Here is a 14,362-nt window from a genome sequence, read left to right on the forward strand (position 1 = left end):
TTCAGGAAATATACGTATCATAAGCGGTTCGTTCAGAGAAAACGCGTTGTGCATTTTCACGGTCTTCCGCTGTCTGGAAACTGAGGACAAGAATTCCAAAAACATCTTCCCGGGTTTCCAGAATCCTCAAATTGACAATGCTGATGCCGGCTTCCGCCAAATAGCCCGTCATCTCCGAGATAATCCCCGGCACGTCAGGAATATCAATATATAAATCGAAAACGGAATACATGGCTCCATGGCCTGCAACGGGCAATTCATCACGCGTTTCTTTCGCTTTAGCGAAAAAGCGGTGGATCGGCTCCGGTTCATTTTTCTTCAAAATTTCGCGCAGATGCGTCATCTGGTCCATCCAATGATCGAGTTGCTGTACGATCATTTCATTGTTCTGCGTCGTGATATCACGCCACATATCCGGATTTGCGGAAGCGATGCGCGTCGTGTCACGAAATCCTCCGGCTGCAAGCTGGCGCGCAAATGGAAACTGTTCTTCGCGGTCCAGCTGATGGACCAAAGCAGCTGCGATTAAGTGGGGGAAATGGCTGACGATAGCGGTCATATGATCGTGGTCTTTCGCTTCCAATACCTTAATCTTTGCTTTCGTCACGGATAAAAGCCCAGTCAGCCTCTCCACATCTTCCTTGCTCGCACGCTTGCCGGGCGTCAAAATATAGAACGCATTTTCAAACAACATATCCTTAGCCGCCTCGACGCCGCTTTTATGGGATCCGGCCATCGGGTGCCCGCCGATAAAGACGTGCTCCAATTTCTCCGCAGATTCCATGATCTGGGCTTTTGTGCTGCCGGTATCCGTTAAAATCACATTTTCTTTTAACTCCCAATATTTGCTTCGCTCCATTAATTTGACAGTCGCGCCGACAGGAGTGGCAAAAACGATGACATCAGCCGCAGCCGCTGCCTGCTCAAGTGAAGGCGGCGAACTTTGGATGATGCCCATCTTAAACGCTTTTCTAGCAGTCAATGCGTCCGCATCATAGCCCGATACATGAACATCTTCATTGCGCTGCAATGCTTTTGCTAAAGAACCGCCGATTAATCCGAGGCCGATGATGAGGACTTCTGTTTTCACGCTTGGCTCACCTGGCTTTTCTGTGATAGATCGGGACGGAGTTTCACTGCATCATTCATGTAGACATGCTGAACTTTATCTTGCGCTAATTTCGTATTGACGTGCATCATGACACGGATGCATAAGGGCATACTGCCGGGTACATCCATTTCATGGGTGCACATGACCGGGACATAGGTCCAGCCGTCAATTGTCCGGACAGCTTTTGCCGGGAATGCCGCCGAGATATCCGTTGTCGTCGATACGATAACCGACGCCACTTCATCAGGATCGATATCATTTTCTTTTGCCATTTGCAAAACCAATCGGCGAGTTTGTTCCAAAATTTCAGACGCCTCATTTTTCGATATGGTGATTGCGCCTCTAACTCCTCGAATCATCAAATCATCTCCTTGATCGTTATTCTCAGCTGGTTGAAGGCGGATTGTGCCTGATGTTCTTCGACTTTTTCAACATATGGCCGCCCTATCGAACCGAGCAGCACGAAATTCAATGCTGCAGCAGTCGATTTTTTGTCTTTTTTCATGTATGGCAAAAGCGCTTCAAACGGCAATTCCAATAACAATCCAAGTGGATAGCCATTGTCTTTTGCCCATTTGAGAAAATCGTTGAGTCTATTGCTGTCCGACAACTCGAGTGCGTATGCCATGCCTAGAACAACCGCTTCGCCGTGCGTCAACTTGCCATAACCCAAAAATGCTTCAATGGCATGGGCGAGCGTGTGTCCGAAATTCAAAAACTTTCGGACGCCGCCTTCAAATTCATCTTCTTCGACAATCGCGGCTTTAACCGAGATGCCTTTTTCCAAATGAAGCGACAACTCGCTCTCAGACATAGCACCAAAATCTTCAATCGCCAGAAGTTCTTCTAGCCACTGTTCATTCGAGATAAATGCGTGCTTTATTACTTCCGCCATTCCAGAGCGCACTTCCTTGTCTGGCAGCGTGTCAAAAAAACTGCTGTCATAGATGACTGCCTGTGGCTGATAAAAAGTGCCGATCATGTTTTTACCGAGCGGATGGTTGATCGCCGTCTTGCCGCCTACTGCGCTGTCATGGGCTAGAATAGTCGTCGGTACCTGTATGAAAGGCACACCTCGCATGAATGTCGAAGCGACAAAACCGGCTAAATCACCGACTGCCCCTCCGCCAAAAGCAAGGATGACGGTGTTTCGCGAACAGTTTTCTGCTAGTAAAAAGCTATGGCACTCCATAAAACTTGCTGCAGATTTCGCTTGCTCTCCAGCTGGCACTTGAAACACTAAAGGATGGTATTCCTCGAGTTCTGATAAAAGCTTATCCAGATGCAGCTCCGCCACACGGCTATCCGCAATGATGACGACCCGATCCGCTTGTGCCAACAACTCCCGGTAACGGTCTGACAATAGCCCGATGGCATGTTGGCCGATATGCACAGTGTATGGATGCCCAGTTTCAACTAGCAGTTCTCTCATCGCTTAAAACTCCTTCGTGTATGCTCTATAGCTTTCAATATTTTCTTTTAGACGCGGCAATTGATCGGCATCGAATTGTTCAAGTAATGCGGTCGCTGCTTCAAATGCAACTACGTGCTCCGCTACGATCGAGGCAGCAGGAACTGCACAGCTGTCCGATCGTTCGATGCTTGCCTGGAACGGTTCTTTCGTTTCAATGTCGACACTTTGCAATGGTTTATAAAGTGTCGGGATCGGTTTCATCACGCCACGGACGACGATTGGCATTCCTGTAGTCATTCCGCCTTCAAAACCACCGAGATTATTGGACTGCCTTGTGTAGCCTTGTGTTGCATCCCAGAGGATCTCGTCATGGACTTCACTGCCCGGACGGCGTGCCATTTCAAATCCCAAACCAAATTCCACGCCTTTAAATGCATTGATGCTCATGACAGATGCAGCAATTTTCGCATCTAATTTGCGGTCATAATGAACATAACTGCCGATACCAGCGGGCATTCCTTCGACGATGACTTCAACCGTTCCGCCAATTGAATCGCCATTTTTCTTCGTCGCATCGATTAAATCCGTCATTTCAGTTGTTTTTGCAGGATCTGCACAGTAAACAGCATCGTTTTCAACAATGTCGCGAATCTCCTCTGCTGACTTTCCTATGTAGCTAGCCGGGTCGACTTTGATACCGCCGATTTCCGTTACATGGGAAACGATTTTCACGCCAAGTTCAGCCAGCAATTGTTTCGCTACGGCTCCTACTGCCACGCGTACAGTCGTTTCGCGTGCCGAAGAACGCTCTAAAACATTGCGCAGGTCACGGTGGCCATACTTCATGCCGCCGTTCAAATCAGCATGCCCTGGGCGCGGGCGCGTCAATTGACGCTTCACTTCATCTGTATCCTCGATTGGTTCGATTCCCATCACATTCGTCCAATGCTTCCAATCGTCATTTTTAACGACCAACGCAACCGGTGAACCGAGCGTTTTGCCGTGACGGACTCCTGATACGATTTCAACGGTATCCGTTTCGATCTGCATCCGTCTGCCGCGGCCATGGCCTCCTTGGCGCCGTTTCAATTCTTTATTGATCATTTCCGCCGTCAAAGGCAATTGCGCTGGCAAGCCCTCGATAATGGCGGTCAATTGTGGTCCGTGAGACTCTCCTGCTGTTAAGTAACGCATGTATGCTTTCTCCCTTCAACGTGCTAAAGTATTTATGTATCACTATACCATATGGCATTTGTTCAATTCTATCCTAAATATGCGGAAAACTAAACATTCGAATATCATTTGAATCCGCGCCACTAAAGAAACCGCTTACATCTATGTATATATTCTGCGCCTCGAATTTGGCCCAAATGAAAAAAGACGGCCGATTTAACGGCCGTCTTTCAGTGTTAACTGGATCAGTTGACCCAGTTGTTCATTGTTTTTTCGTATGATACCAATTCTTCTTCTTTGAAGAACAAGCCGATTTCACGCTCAGCGCTTTCAGCTGAATCAGAACCGTGAATCATGTTTTTGCCGACAGTGACTGCGAAGTCTCCGCGGATCGTTCCTGGAGCTGCATCTTTCGGGTTTGTAGCACCCATCATTTGGCGTGCCGTCAAAATGACGTTTTCGCCTTCCCAAACCATTGCAAAAACTGGTCCAGAAGTGATGAAGTCAACAAGCTCTCCGAAGAACGGACGCTCTTTATGCTCGCCGTAATGCTGCTCAGCAAGTTCAGTCGGGATCTGCATCAATTTAGCGCCTGCCAAATGATAGCCCTTTTTCTCAAAACGGGAAACGATTTCACCGATGACATTGCGTTGAACACCATCAGGTTTTACCATCAAAAATGTTTTTTCCATTATTGAACACTCCTCTGTTAGAAAGCTCGGGCACTTTGCCCACCTTAAAAAATACTATCATTGTCCAAACATTTGTCAACTGGAAACTAAAACTTTCGCTTGCCGATAAAAAATGCGATTTTACGCATTGTTTTTGTAGCAGGCCCTTTCGGTAAATAATCCAATTCTTGCAATGCTTTATCAAGATACATCGTGCTCATGCGCTTTGCTTCATCAACGGCTGGGCTGCTGCGGATCGTCTGGACAATTTCCAAGCGCTTGTCATCCGAGATGTCTTTTTCCAAGTTTTCGCGCAACAACTTATAGATGGCCGGGTCCCGACGTGCAAACAAAATAGGGAGTGTGATGTTGCCATGAATAAAATCACTGCCTGCCGGTTTGCCAAGCTCTTCATCGCTTGCCGTGAAATCCAAAATATCATCGATAATCTGGAATGACATGCCGATAAAATAGCCGAACCGGCGCAAATGTGCTGCGGTTTTTTCATCTGTCCCCGAAACTAATGCCCCCAGTTCACAGCTAGATGAGATCAATAGGGCGGTTTTGCGTTTGATGCGCCTCAAATAATCGCGCAAACTTTGATCCAATTGGTATTTGTCCTCGATTTGGATAATTTCTCCGCGGCATACTTCAATCAAGGTTTTTGATAACACATCATGCACTCTAGGAGCGTCGATTTCTGTGATCCGCTCCAATGCCCGTGCCAAAATGAAATCACCTGTATACATCGCGACGCTATTGTTCCACTCCGACTTGACGGTTGGGCGCCCCCTGCGAATCTCGGAATCATCGATGACATCATCATGAACTAGAGATGCCATATGAATCAATTCCAGCGGAACTGCCACTTTTTGGAGCAATTCGACATTATAATTGCCGAATTTTCCTGCAAGCAAAACAAAAACAGGGCGGATCCGCTTTCCTCCAGCCTGCAATAAATGAAGAGAAGCCTCATTTAATAGAAGGGATTCGGAATCCACTGCCTGTTCCAATTCTGTTTCGATCAGTTCCAGCTCTGGTTTCAGGTCGGAATAGAGCAATTTCAACTTCATCTTTTCCACTACATAACCTTCTCCCGCTCGTTTACTTTTTCAATCCCATATGAAGCGCAGCTGCGCCTCCAGAATAAGGCTTAAATTTCACTTTGGTAAAACCGACCTTGCTGAAAAGTGCAGCTAGCTCACGCATGCCTGGGAATGTTTTAGCCGATTCCTGCAACCAGGAATATTCTTTATAACTTTTCGCGAACATCTTGCCGAACACCGGCATGATGAAACGGAAATACAAGCGGAAAAACGGCTTGAACAACAAGCTTTCCGGCTGAGAGGTTTCCAGACAAGCAATCATGCCTCCTGGCTTTAGGACACGGTACATTTCAGCTAATGCTTGTTCATAATCCGGCACATTTCGGAGGCCGAAACCGATTGTAGCGAAATCGAATGAATTGTCCGGATACGGCAGCGCCATCGCATTGCCTTGGACCAATTCAATTTGAGGCATATGTGCCGTTTTGCCATGGCCGACATTTAACATATTTTGGCTGAAATCAAGGCCGACCACAGTGCCTGTCGGGCCTACTGCCTCGCCTAATGCAATTGTCCAGTCGGCTGTGCCGCAACAAACGTCGATGCATGCCGCGCCTTTTGGCACCTGCATTTTGTGCATCGTATCATTGCGCCATTTGTTATGTTGCTGAAAACTGATGACAGAGTTCATCTGGTCGTAGTTATCGGAAATTTTTTCAAACACTTCATGCACACGTTGTTCTTTCGTTTTTTGCATCATCGTCATCCTTCTCGCGTCAGCTGTTCAGCACTATGCTGATGCGGAATAATTTGGTCGAGCAATATAGCTTTCACTTCAAATTCCAGCTCGCAATCATTGGCCTTTAGAAGAATATGTTCACTTAAGGATTCGAGCCGCTCCATGAGCCATTGTTCGATAAATGAATTATGGATCAATGTGTCCCCAAGAAGGCTCAGGACATAGCTGAACTCCCCAGCCTTGAGCGCTTCCAATTCTTCTGTATAGCGCTGGTATAGAAGAGAGCATTCCATCAGCTCTCCGTAGCTTTGAAATTCATTCGCCTCGTAGAACGAATGAAGCAAGGCTGTTTCGATCACTTTCACCGTTTCTTCAACTTCATCCGGTTGTTGGATTCGGTGTTCATGGAATGACGCTTTTTTTTCGCTTACTTGGATAATCGCAGCAGCCAGTTTCTGGACCATCTCCACATTTTTAATTTTTGCAAGCATTTGATAATAAATGCCGCTATACAAATCACCAGCCAACACGGTAAGTTGCTGCTCTTTACTGATCGGCATTTCTTCTCTCACTTTGTCATGTGCATGCAAAGCTGAATAGACAATTGCCACCGTATTTGCGCTTGTCTCCATTTTTGCAGACCATTGCTCTCCATTGAAAAAAGGCAGCAGCAAGAAAAACAGACGGGACTCTTTGACAAACGGCCCATCTGTCCACTGATTAAGTGTGCGTTGACGAACTGCATTCAGGACGTCAATCTCCATGGAGATTATTTTGGATTGTATTTGTTGTCCGTTCATACTGCCTGCTCCATTCATAGGTTAGCCATACGTCATATTATACCATAATGGCCTTATAGCCTTCACCATTAACGCTTATTTTTTGGCATCACTTTCGATGATGCCATGAGCGGAATGGATTTCCGCCTTGCCACGGATTTTCATCGCTGAAGTGTGTTCGGTAAATTGGGCGATCATCACTTCACCGCGGTCCAATTTCTCTGTATGGTGAAATTTCGTATCATTGCCGCGCGTTAAACCGATGACGTTGACGCCATCCTCTTGTGCACGGATGACGATATATTCTGTCTGTGCCATTGTTTCCACCTGCTTTTTAAGTTTATTAGTTCATATTGATATACGTTATGACTTCTGAACGTTTCACATCATCGGTCTCTAGCAGACCTCTCGAAACAGCTGTCACCGTCTTAGAGCCTGGTTTCTTAATGCCGCGCATCGTCATGCACATGTGCTCAGCCTCGACCATTACGTAGACGCCATGCGGGTTTAATGTTTCCATCAGGGAGTCGGCAATCGTTGATGTAATCCGCTCCTGCAATTGTGGACGTTTCGCCACAGTTTCAACTGCGCGCGCCAGTTTGCTCAGTCCTGTTACAACACCGTCCCGTGGAATGTATGCAACATGGGCTTTACCGAAGAAAGGCACCAAGTGATGTTCACACATTGAATAAAACGGAATGTCTTTGACCAACACCAACTCTTCATGGTTTTCATGGAATACCGTACTGAAATACTCTTTCGGATCTTCCTTTAAACCGGCGAAAACTTCCGCATACATTTTCGCGACACGTTTCGGGGTGTCTTGCAGCCCTTCACGGCTGACATCTTCACCGACTGCCTCAAGGATCATGCCGACAGCCTTTTCTATTTTTTCCAAATCTACGTTGTGGCTTTTCATATCTATCACATTTTTTCCTCCTGTAGAAAAAATCACTCTTTTCGGGCGGCTTGCAGTAACCGACTGTGTTGACGCGAGGCTTTCGGCGTCCAAATAGTCAAACCGCCTATCATCTCCGCTTTTCTCACATGAATTGTAGCATTTACGGGGGGTATTGGCAAAAAGGAGGCCGAAAAAAAGAATGGCCTTTGCAAGAACGAATCTCACAAAAGCCATTCTATGTACAGTAGCCGAAGCTTATTTCACTGCGTCTTTAAGTGCTTTACCTGGCTTAAAGGCAGGGACTTTGCTAGCGGCAATCTCGATTTCAGCACCTGTTTGTGGGTTGCGTCCTTTACGGGCTGCGCGCTCACGTACTTCGAAGTTACCGAATCCAATCAGCTGTACTTTGTCACCTTTAGTTAGAGCATCTTGAATCGCTTCAAATGCAGCGTCAACTGCTTTCGCAGCATCTTTACGAGAAAGTTCAGCCGCTTCTGCAACAGAGTTCACTAATTCTGTTTTGTTCATGCTATTCACCTCCTCTCAAAGGGGATGCTTGCCATCAATCCTGTAAAAAGAGTATCACAACGAAAATCGCATAGCAACAACTAATAGGCCACATTTCAAAGAAAAACACCAAATACTCCCAAAGTTTTAAAAAACATGTGGATTTTCTTGAAATCCGTGCTATATCAAGGGTTTTCAATCAGTCAAGAAGATTGGTTCACCATTTTCGTCAATTGTGTAAGGAAGTGAATAGGCAGGGACAATCGGGCTATTTTCATACAAGATAAAACGGATATCCTGTCCCTCTTGCAGTTCACCGTCGTACTCCTGGATCGCCGCATATAAATCGATGGAATAGTCGATATACACTTCGCCACGCCCTGAAATGACCATTGGCAGCATTTGTCCGCTGTAAGGGCTTTGCACCCTCGGCTCTTCCCTGAATCCCATTGCTTCATGATTAAAGCGATAGACATTGTCCGCTACGATTTCCGCAATCGGTGCTCTTCCGCCGTTTGCACTTTTTCTGACATTGACCGAACGGATACCTTCCGCTACACGCAAATCAACCAGTTTTACCGAAGGGTTTTCTTCAACATCCATTAAGACATACTGATAAACCCCACCCACTTCAAATGCCGTAGTCGGTATTTCAGCAGTGTATTCCGGAACGATTTTCGAAAAATCGACCGGATATTTAATGTATTGATCAACGTCCATGTCCCGTGTCTTGATCGGCAATAAACCGCCATTAGCCTCTTGGTAACGTTCGACTGCATTAGTCACTGTCATCAACTGGTCCTCATACGGAATCTCATTTTGAGCACGCTCACCAGTGGGGTAAGCACATCCCGTCAAGGCCAAGCTGATGAACAGCGCGAATAAGAAGATTGCCGTCTTTTTCATCACGTTCATCCCCTCAAGCGCCACCCGTCGGTCCGCTGAATACGGTAAATACCATAATAAAGAACCCTAAAATCAGCAGAACATACGCGATTAGCGCAAATAGAAATTTTAAGATACCGTTTTGCAATTTGTACCGGCTCAGATAGATCATTCCCATGGAAATGATCAAAAAAGCGATGCCTGCAAATGATACCCACATTTTATCCAAAGAACTCATGAATAAGCCGCCTTTCGTCGAGTTTCAGTCAATAGTATAGCATAAAAAAAGGAGGGCCAGCAGCAAGCAGCCCCTCCTTTTGTGACAATTAAAGCAAGTCGACCAAATCTTCCATTTCATTTTTCTTCATACGGCCCATCAGCTCTTCAACGGCCAGTTCAGGTTTAACCCCTTCGAACAAAACCATGTAAAGGGCTTGTGTGATCGGCATTGGCACTTGGTATCTTTCAGCCAATTGATGAGCCGCTTTGGTTGTACGGATTCCTTCGACGACCATGCCCATTTCTTCAAGCACTTCTTCTACGCTTTTTCCTTTGCCTAGCATGTTGCCAGCGCGCCAGTTGCGCGAATGGACACTCGTACATGTGACAATCAAATCACCGACGCCGGACAAGCCGGAGAAGGTCAGCGGGGTAGCGCCCATCTTCACGCCGAGCCGTGCGATTTCAGCAAGGCCGCGTGTCATGATTGCGGCTTTCGCGTTGTCTCCATAGCCTAGCCCATCTGTGATGCCGACCGCCAAGGCAATGATATTCTTCAAAGCCCCGCCGATTTCGACACCGATGACATCGGTGTTCGTGTAAACCCGGAAATAGGAATTCATAAACAAATCCTGTATGCGATTCGCAGCTTGCGTGTTTGCACATGCTGCCGTCACTGTTGTCGGATGTTCCAATACCACTTCTTCTGCATGGCTTGGTCCGGACAAGATGACCACTTCTTCAATAAACTCTGCCGGAATTTCATCACGGATCATTTCGCTGATTCGTTTTAATGAATCTGGTTCGATGCCTTTTGATACATGAACAAACAAGGCTTTTTTGCTCAGTCGCGCACGGATGTCGCGGGACACTTCACGTATTGCTTTTGTTGGTACAGCAAGCACGATAATATCTGCATGAGCTACCGCTCTATCGAGATCTGCAGTGGCCTTTATGGAATCGGGCAACTGGACGCCTTTCAAATAACGTTCATTTGTATGGTTGTTAATCTCTTCTGCCTGTTCCTTGCGATGTGTCCACAACAGGAGGTCATGGCCATTTTGCGCCAAGACATAGCTAAGCGCCGTACCCCAACTTCCTGCACCAAATACAGTAACTTTTTCCATCGGTATCTCCCCTTTGCCACGCTTTGACGGCTATTACAAGCACATTTTCACAAATGGATGTGACATGCCGCAAGCGTCCGATTGGATCAACTAACACTCAGCGGAAAACCCGCTGAGTGAAGTTTCTCTTTATGTGCGCGCTCTTGTGATAAGGCGCAGCGGTGTGCCTTCGAAGTCGAAGCTGTCGCGGATCCGATTTTGCAAGAAGCGTTCATAGCTAAAGTGCATCATTTCTGGTTCATTGACGAACACGACGAATGTCGGCGGTTTGACGGCAACTTGAGTCACGTAATAAAGGCGCAGGCGGCGTCCTTTATCTGATGGTGCCGGGTTCATCGCCACTGCATCTTCAATGACTTCATTCAGGATGCTCGATTGAATTCGACGTGAATGATTGTCGTTAACGCGGTTGATGACTTCTAGAATATTGTGTACACGCTTGCCGCTTGTCGCCGAGACGAACATGATCGGTGCATAGTCCAAAAACAGGAAATGTTCACGGATTTGCTGCGTGAATTTATTCATCGTTTTATCGTCTTTTTTCACAGCATCCCATTTATTGACGACAATGACGATCGCCTTGCCGGCTTCATGAGCATAACCTGCAATTTTCTTGTCCTGTTCTTGAATGCCTTCTTCTGCATTCAACACGACAAGCACAACGTCTGAACGTTCAATTGCACGCAAAGCGCGCAAAACGCTGTATTTTTCAGTTCCTTCATAGACTTTCCCTTTTTTGCGCATGCCTGCGGTGTCTATGATGACATAAGGCTGCTCGTCGTATTCATATTGCGTATCGACAGCATCCCGTGTTGTTCCAGCCACTTCACTGACGATAACTCGCTCTTCGCCAAGGAATGCATTGACTAGAGAGGATTTACCGACGTTCGGACGGCCGATCAACGAAAACTTGATGACATTGTCCGGGTATTCTTCATCATCTTCTTTCGGGAAGTGTTGTGCCACTTCATCCAATAGATCACCAAGACCCAGTCCATGAGAACCTGATACCGGGTAAGGCTCGCCAATTCCAAGTGAATAGAAATCATACACCATGTGTCGCATATCTGGGTTGTCGATCTTATTGACAGCGAGCACAACTGGTTTTTTCGTACGGTATAAAATTTTTGCGACTTGTTCATCTTGTTCTGTCACGCCGTCACGTCCATTGACAAGGAAAATGATGACGTCCGCTTCATCCATTGCCACTTCGGCTTGGCTGCGGATTTGTTCTAGGAATGGCTCGTCGCTGAGGTCGATTCCTCCTGTATCAATAATATTAAATTCATGCGTCAGCCAATCAGCCGAACTATAGATGCGGTCACGTGTGACTCCCGGGATATCTTCTACAATCGAGACACGTTCTCCAACCACGCGATTAAAGATCGTGGACTTTCCTACATTCGGCCGGCCAACAATTGCTACTACCGGTTTAGACATAATTAATTCATCCTTCCACTTCTGATAAGCTTATTATACACGAAAAAGAGGACGACATCTGCATAATGTCCATCCTCCGAAATAGTCCAATATTCAGTTTTTTGCAATGACTGTAAATTGGGATGTCCCATATCCGCGCTGTTGCAGATGAGACAGCAATTCTCCACTGATGACAACAGGGCTGGTGCGTATTTCTTCAATGGTCCTTGCACCGAGTGCAGTCATAAGCATAGTCAAATCTTCGTGCAGCGCATTGATCTCTTCGATCAGCCCGATCTCACCGAGGTTGACTGCACGTTTCAAAAAGCTGCCGGCAATGCCAGCCGCATCCGCACCAAGGCGGAATGCCCTTACTAAATCACCTGCGTCCTGAAGGCCTCCAGATGCCAGGACGGTGCGCCCAAAGCCTTCACGGCACTCTACGATAGCTGCGGCGGTCGGGATGCCCCAATCTTCAAAATAAGCCAATTTACGCTGTCTGCGCTCATTTTCGATGCTAGCGAAATTGGTCCCGCCGAAACCGCTCGCATCAATCGCGGCGACACGTGTCTGATTTAGCGCTTCTGCGGTTTCATGCGAAATGCCGAAACCTGTTTCTTTGACGACGACCGGTACATGGATTGATTCTGCAATTTGCGCAATGCGATCCAATGCCCCGCGGAACTCGCGGTCGCCTTCTGGCATGGTCAATTCCTGGACGACGTTTAAATGGATTTGCAGCGCATCGGCACCAATCATTTCTACAGCTTCTATAGCCTGCGAGACACTCGCTTCGCTGCCAAGATTCCCGAAGACGATGCCGTCAGGATTCTCTTGACGGACGATGGCGTAGCTGTCGCGCTCCGTTTTGTCTTTGAGCGCAGCCATTTGAGAACCGACTGCCATTGCAATACCTGTTTCTTTTGCCGCCTTTGCAAGCAAGGCATTTAATTGCAATGTGTCCTGCCCGCCGCCGCCTGTCATGGCATTAATAAAAACAGGTGATTGTAATTTCAAATCACCTGTTTTGGGCTTTAATGATACATCAGCGACATCGATTCCCGGCAGCGCCTGATGGACAAAGCGGACGCATTCAAGCCAAGTTTCTCGTCCTTGTCCAGTGGACAGCGCATAATTGATGTGGTCCATTTTTCTTTTAGCCCGTGACATTTATTCGGATTTAAATCCTTTTAATTTATCTCCAATAACATCACTGATCGAAAAACCGGACGATTCTTCCGGCATGTCGTATTGGGAGAAGTCCTGTTCGGCATCTTTTTCCAGCAATTCTTTGATGCTGAGGGATAGGCGCTTATCATCTTTATTCGCTTCGAGCACTTTCACTTGAACTTCCTGGCCTTCTTGAAGAACTTCGTGCGGTGTCGCGATATGTTTGTGGGCAATCTGTGAAATATGCACCAAACCTTCGACACCCGGCAATACTTCTACAAACGCCCCATAGCTGACGAGACGTTTCACTGTTCCTGTATGGACAGAGCCTTTTGGCGCTTTTTCATCAATTGAATCCCATGGCCCAGGCAATGTATCTTTGATCGATAAAGAAATGCGTTCTGAGTCACGGTCGACCGATAACACTTTCACTTTTACTTGCTGGCCTTCCGTCACAACGTCGGACACTTTATCTACATGCTCATGCGACAGTTGGGAAATGTGTACCAAGCCATCGACGCCGCCAATATCGACAAACGCTCCGAAGGAAGCGATTCTCTGGACTTTCCCATCCAATACATCACCCGCATTGATGGAGTCCATTACTTGCTCTTTTTTCGATTCCTTTTCGCTTTCCACTACAGCACGGTGGGAGAGGATTAGGCGATTGTTTTCTTTTTCCATTTCAACAATTTTAAAGGTCATGACTCGGCCTTTGTAATCTTCGAATGATTCCACGAAATAGTCTTCGACAAGTGAAGCGGGCACAAAGCCGCGCACGCCAAGGTCGATGACAAGACCGCCTTTGACGACATCCTTCACTTCTGCTTCGATGATTTCACCGGATTCGAATTTCTTTTCAAGGTCGTCCCAAGCGGATTCAGCATCCACTTTGCGTTTGGACAACACAAAGTTCTCATCTTCCACTTTCGTGATGATCAGTTCGAGTTCATCGCCTTCTTGGACCGAGTCCGAAGCTTTTTCGATATGGAGGCTCGATAACTCACTGATCGGGATGATGCCGTCGAACGGCGCTCCGTCGATCGTTACTGTTACGGCTTTTTCCTCGATTTTGGCGACTATACCTTTTACGCGATCTCCTGTTTGGAAGTCACGGTTTTCCATCAAATTCATATCCTCTGACATAAGTAGCCCTCCTTCACAAACTATCCATCTTCTATTTTATTCGAATTCTCTAATA

General features: G+C 46.8%; 17 protein-coding genes. All 17 read right to left on the minus strand.

Annotation, left to right across the window (positions count from 1 at the left end; genetic code table 11):
* Position 1: 1 nt before the first annotated feature.
* Positions 2–1,090: a prephenate dehydrogenase gene (locus ACFO5U_RS05700; RefSeq protein WP_377277462.1), complete on the minus strand. Its 1,089-nt coding sequence runs from the start codon at positions 1,088–1,090 to the stop codon at positions 2–4.
* Positions 1,087–1,470 (minus strand): chorismate mutase, encoded by a 384-nt coding sequence (aroH, locus tag ACFO5U_RS05705; protein WP_377277464.1) that lies wholly within the window; start codon positions 1,468–1,470, stop codon positions 1,087–1,089. The genes ACFO5U_RS05700 and aroH overlap by 4 nt, the downstream gene beginning before the upstream one ends.
* Complete coding sequence (gene aroB, locus ACFO5U_RS05710; RefSeq protein ID WP_377277466.1) at positions 1,470–2,543, minus strand: 3-dehydroquinate synthase; 1,074 nt, start codon at positions 2,541–2,543, stop codon at positions 1,470–1,472. Before aroB ends, aroH begins: the two co-directional genes overlap by 1 nt.
* 3 nt (positions 2,544–2,546) lie before the next feature.
* On the minus strand, positions 2,547–3,719 hold the full coding sequence (aroC, locus tag ACFO5U_RS05715) for a chorismate synthase (RefSeq protein ID WP_377277468.1): 1,173 nt from the start codon (positions 3,717–3,719) through the stop codon (positions 2,547–2,549).
* A gap of 224 nt (positions 3,720–3,943) precedes the next feature.
* The gene (ndk, locus tag ACFO5U_RS05720) at positions 3,944–4,390 is read right to left on the minus strand and encodes a nucleoside-diphosphate kinase (RefSeq protein WP_068485797.1); all 447 of its coding nucleotides are present in this window, start codon (positions 4,388–4,390) and stop codon (positions 3,944–3,946) included.
* Positions 4,391–4,476: 86 nt separating this feature from the next.
* Entirely contained in the window at positions 4,477–5,451 is a 975-nt protein-coding gene (gene hepT, locus ACFO5U_RS05725; RefSeq protein ID WP_377277471.1) for a heptaprenyl diphosphate synthase component II, read from the minus strand.
* Positions 5,452–5,473: 22 nt separating this feature from the next.
* The gene (locus ACFO5U_RS05730) at positions 5,474–6,172 is read right to left on the minus strand and encodes a demethylmenaquinone methyltransferase (protein WP_377279464.1); all 699 of its coding nucleotides are present in this window, start codon (positions 6,170–6,172) and stop codon (positions 5,474–5,476) included.
* A gap of 5 nt (positions 6,173–6,177) precedes the next feature.
* Complete coding sequence (locus ACFO5U_RS05735) at positions 6,178–6,954, minus strand: heptaprenyl diphosphate synthase component 1 (RefSeq protein WP_377277473.1); 777 nt, start codon at positions 6,952–6,954, stop codon at positions 6,178–6,180.
* 75 nt (positions 6,955–7,029) lie between these two features.
* Positions 7,030–7,251: a trp RNA-binding attenuation protein MtrB gene (gene mtrB / locus ACFO5U_RS05740; protein ID WP_215105107.1), complete on the minus strand. Its 222-nt coding sequence runs from the start codon at positions 7,249–7,251 to the stop codon at positions 7,030–7,032.
* A 25-nt stretch (positions 7,252–7,276) separates the two neighbouring features.
* Complete coding sequence (folE, locus tag ACFO5U_RS05745) at positions 7,277–7,852, minus strand: GTP cyclohydrolase I FolE (protein WP_377279465.1); 576 nt, start codon at positions 7,850–7,852, stop codon at positions 7,277–7,279.
* A gap of 237 nt (positions 7,853–8,089) precedes the next feature.
* The gene (locus ACFO5U_RS05750) at positions 8,090–8,362 is read right to left on the minus strand and encodes an HU family DNA-binding protein (protein WP_052651392.1); all 273 of its coding nucleotides are present in this window, start codon (positions 8,360–8,362) and stop codon (positions 8,090–8,092) included.
* A 174-nt stretch (positions 8,363–8,536) separates the two neighbouring features.
* Positions 8,537–9,247, minus strand: a complete 711-nt coding sequence (locus ACFO5U_RS05755; RefSeq protein ID WP_377277476.1) for a hypothetical protein — start codon at positions 9,245–9,247, stop codon at positions 8,537–8,539.
* A gap of 13 nt (positions 9,248–9,260) precedes the next feature.
* Positions 9,261–9,464: a DUF2768 domain-containing protein gene (locus tag ACFO5U_RS05760; RefSeq protein WP_058380557.1), complete on the minus strand. Its 204-nt coding sequence runs from the start codon at positions 9,462–9,464 to the stop codon at positions 9,261–9,263.
* An 88-nt stretch (positions 9,465–9,552) separates the two neighbouring features.
* Positions 9,553–10,572: an NAD(P)H-dependent glycerol-3-phosphate dehydrogenase gene (locus tag ACFO5U_RS05765; RefSeq protein WP_377277478.1), complete on the minus strand. Its 1,020-nt coding sequence runs from the start codon at positions 10,570–10,572 to the stop codon at positions 9,553–9,555.
* Between the two features lie 129 nt (positions 10,573–10,701).
* Positions 10,702–12,012, minus strand: a complete 1,311-nt coding sequence (der, locus tag ACFO5U_RS05770; protein WP_377277480.1) for a ribosome biogenesis GTPase Der — start codon at positions 12,010–12,012, stop codon at positions 10,702–10,704.
* Between the two features lie 93 nt (positions 12,013–12,105).
* Entirely contained in the window at positions 12,106–13,140 is a 1,035-nt protein-coding gene (gene fni / locus ACFO5U_RS05775; protein WP_377277482.1) for a type 2 isopentenyl-diphosphate Delta-isomerase, read from the minus strand.
* A 21-nt stretch (positions 13,141–13,161) separates the two neighbouring features.
* Entirely contained in the window at positions 13,162–14,307 is a 1,146-nt protein-coding gene (gene rpsA / locus ACFO5U_RS05780; RefSeq protein WP_377277484.1) for a 30S ribosomal protein S1, read from the minus strand.
* Positions 14,308–14,362 lie beyond the last annotated feature (55 nt).

Source organism: Planococcus dechangensis, assembly GCF_042654465.1.
GTDB lineage: Bacteria > Bacillota > Bacilli > Bacillales_A > Planococcaceae > Planococcus > Planococcus dechangensis.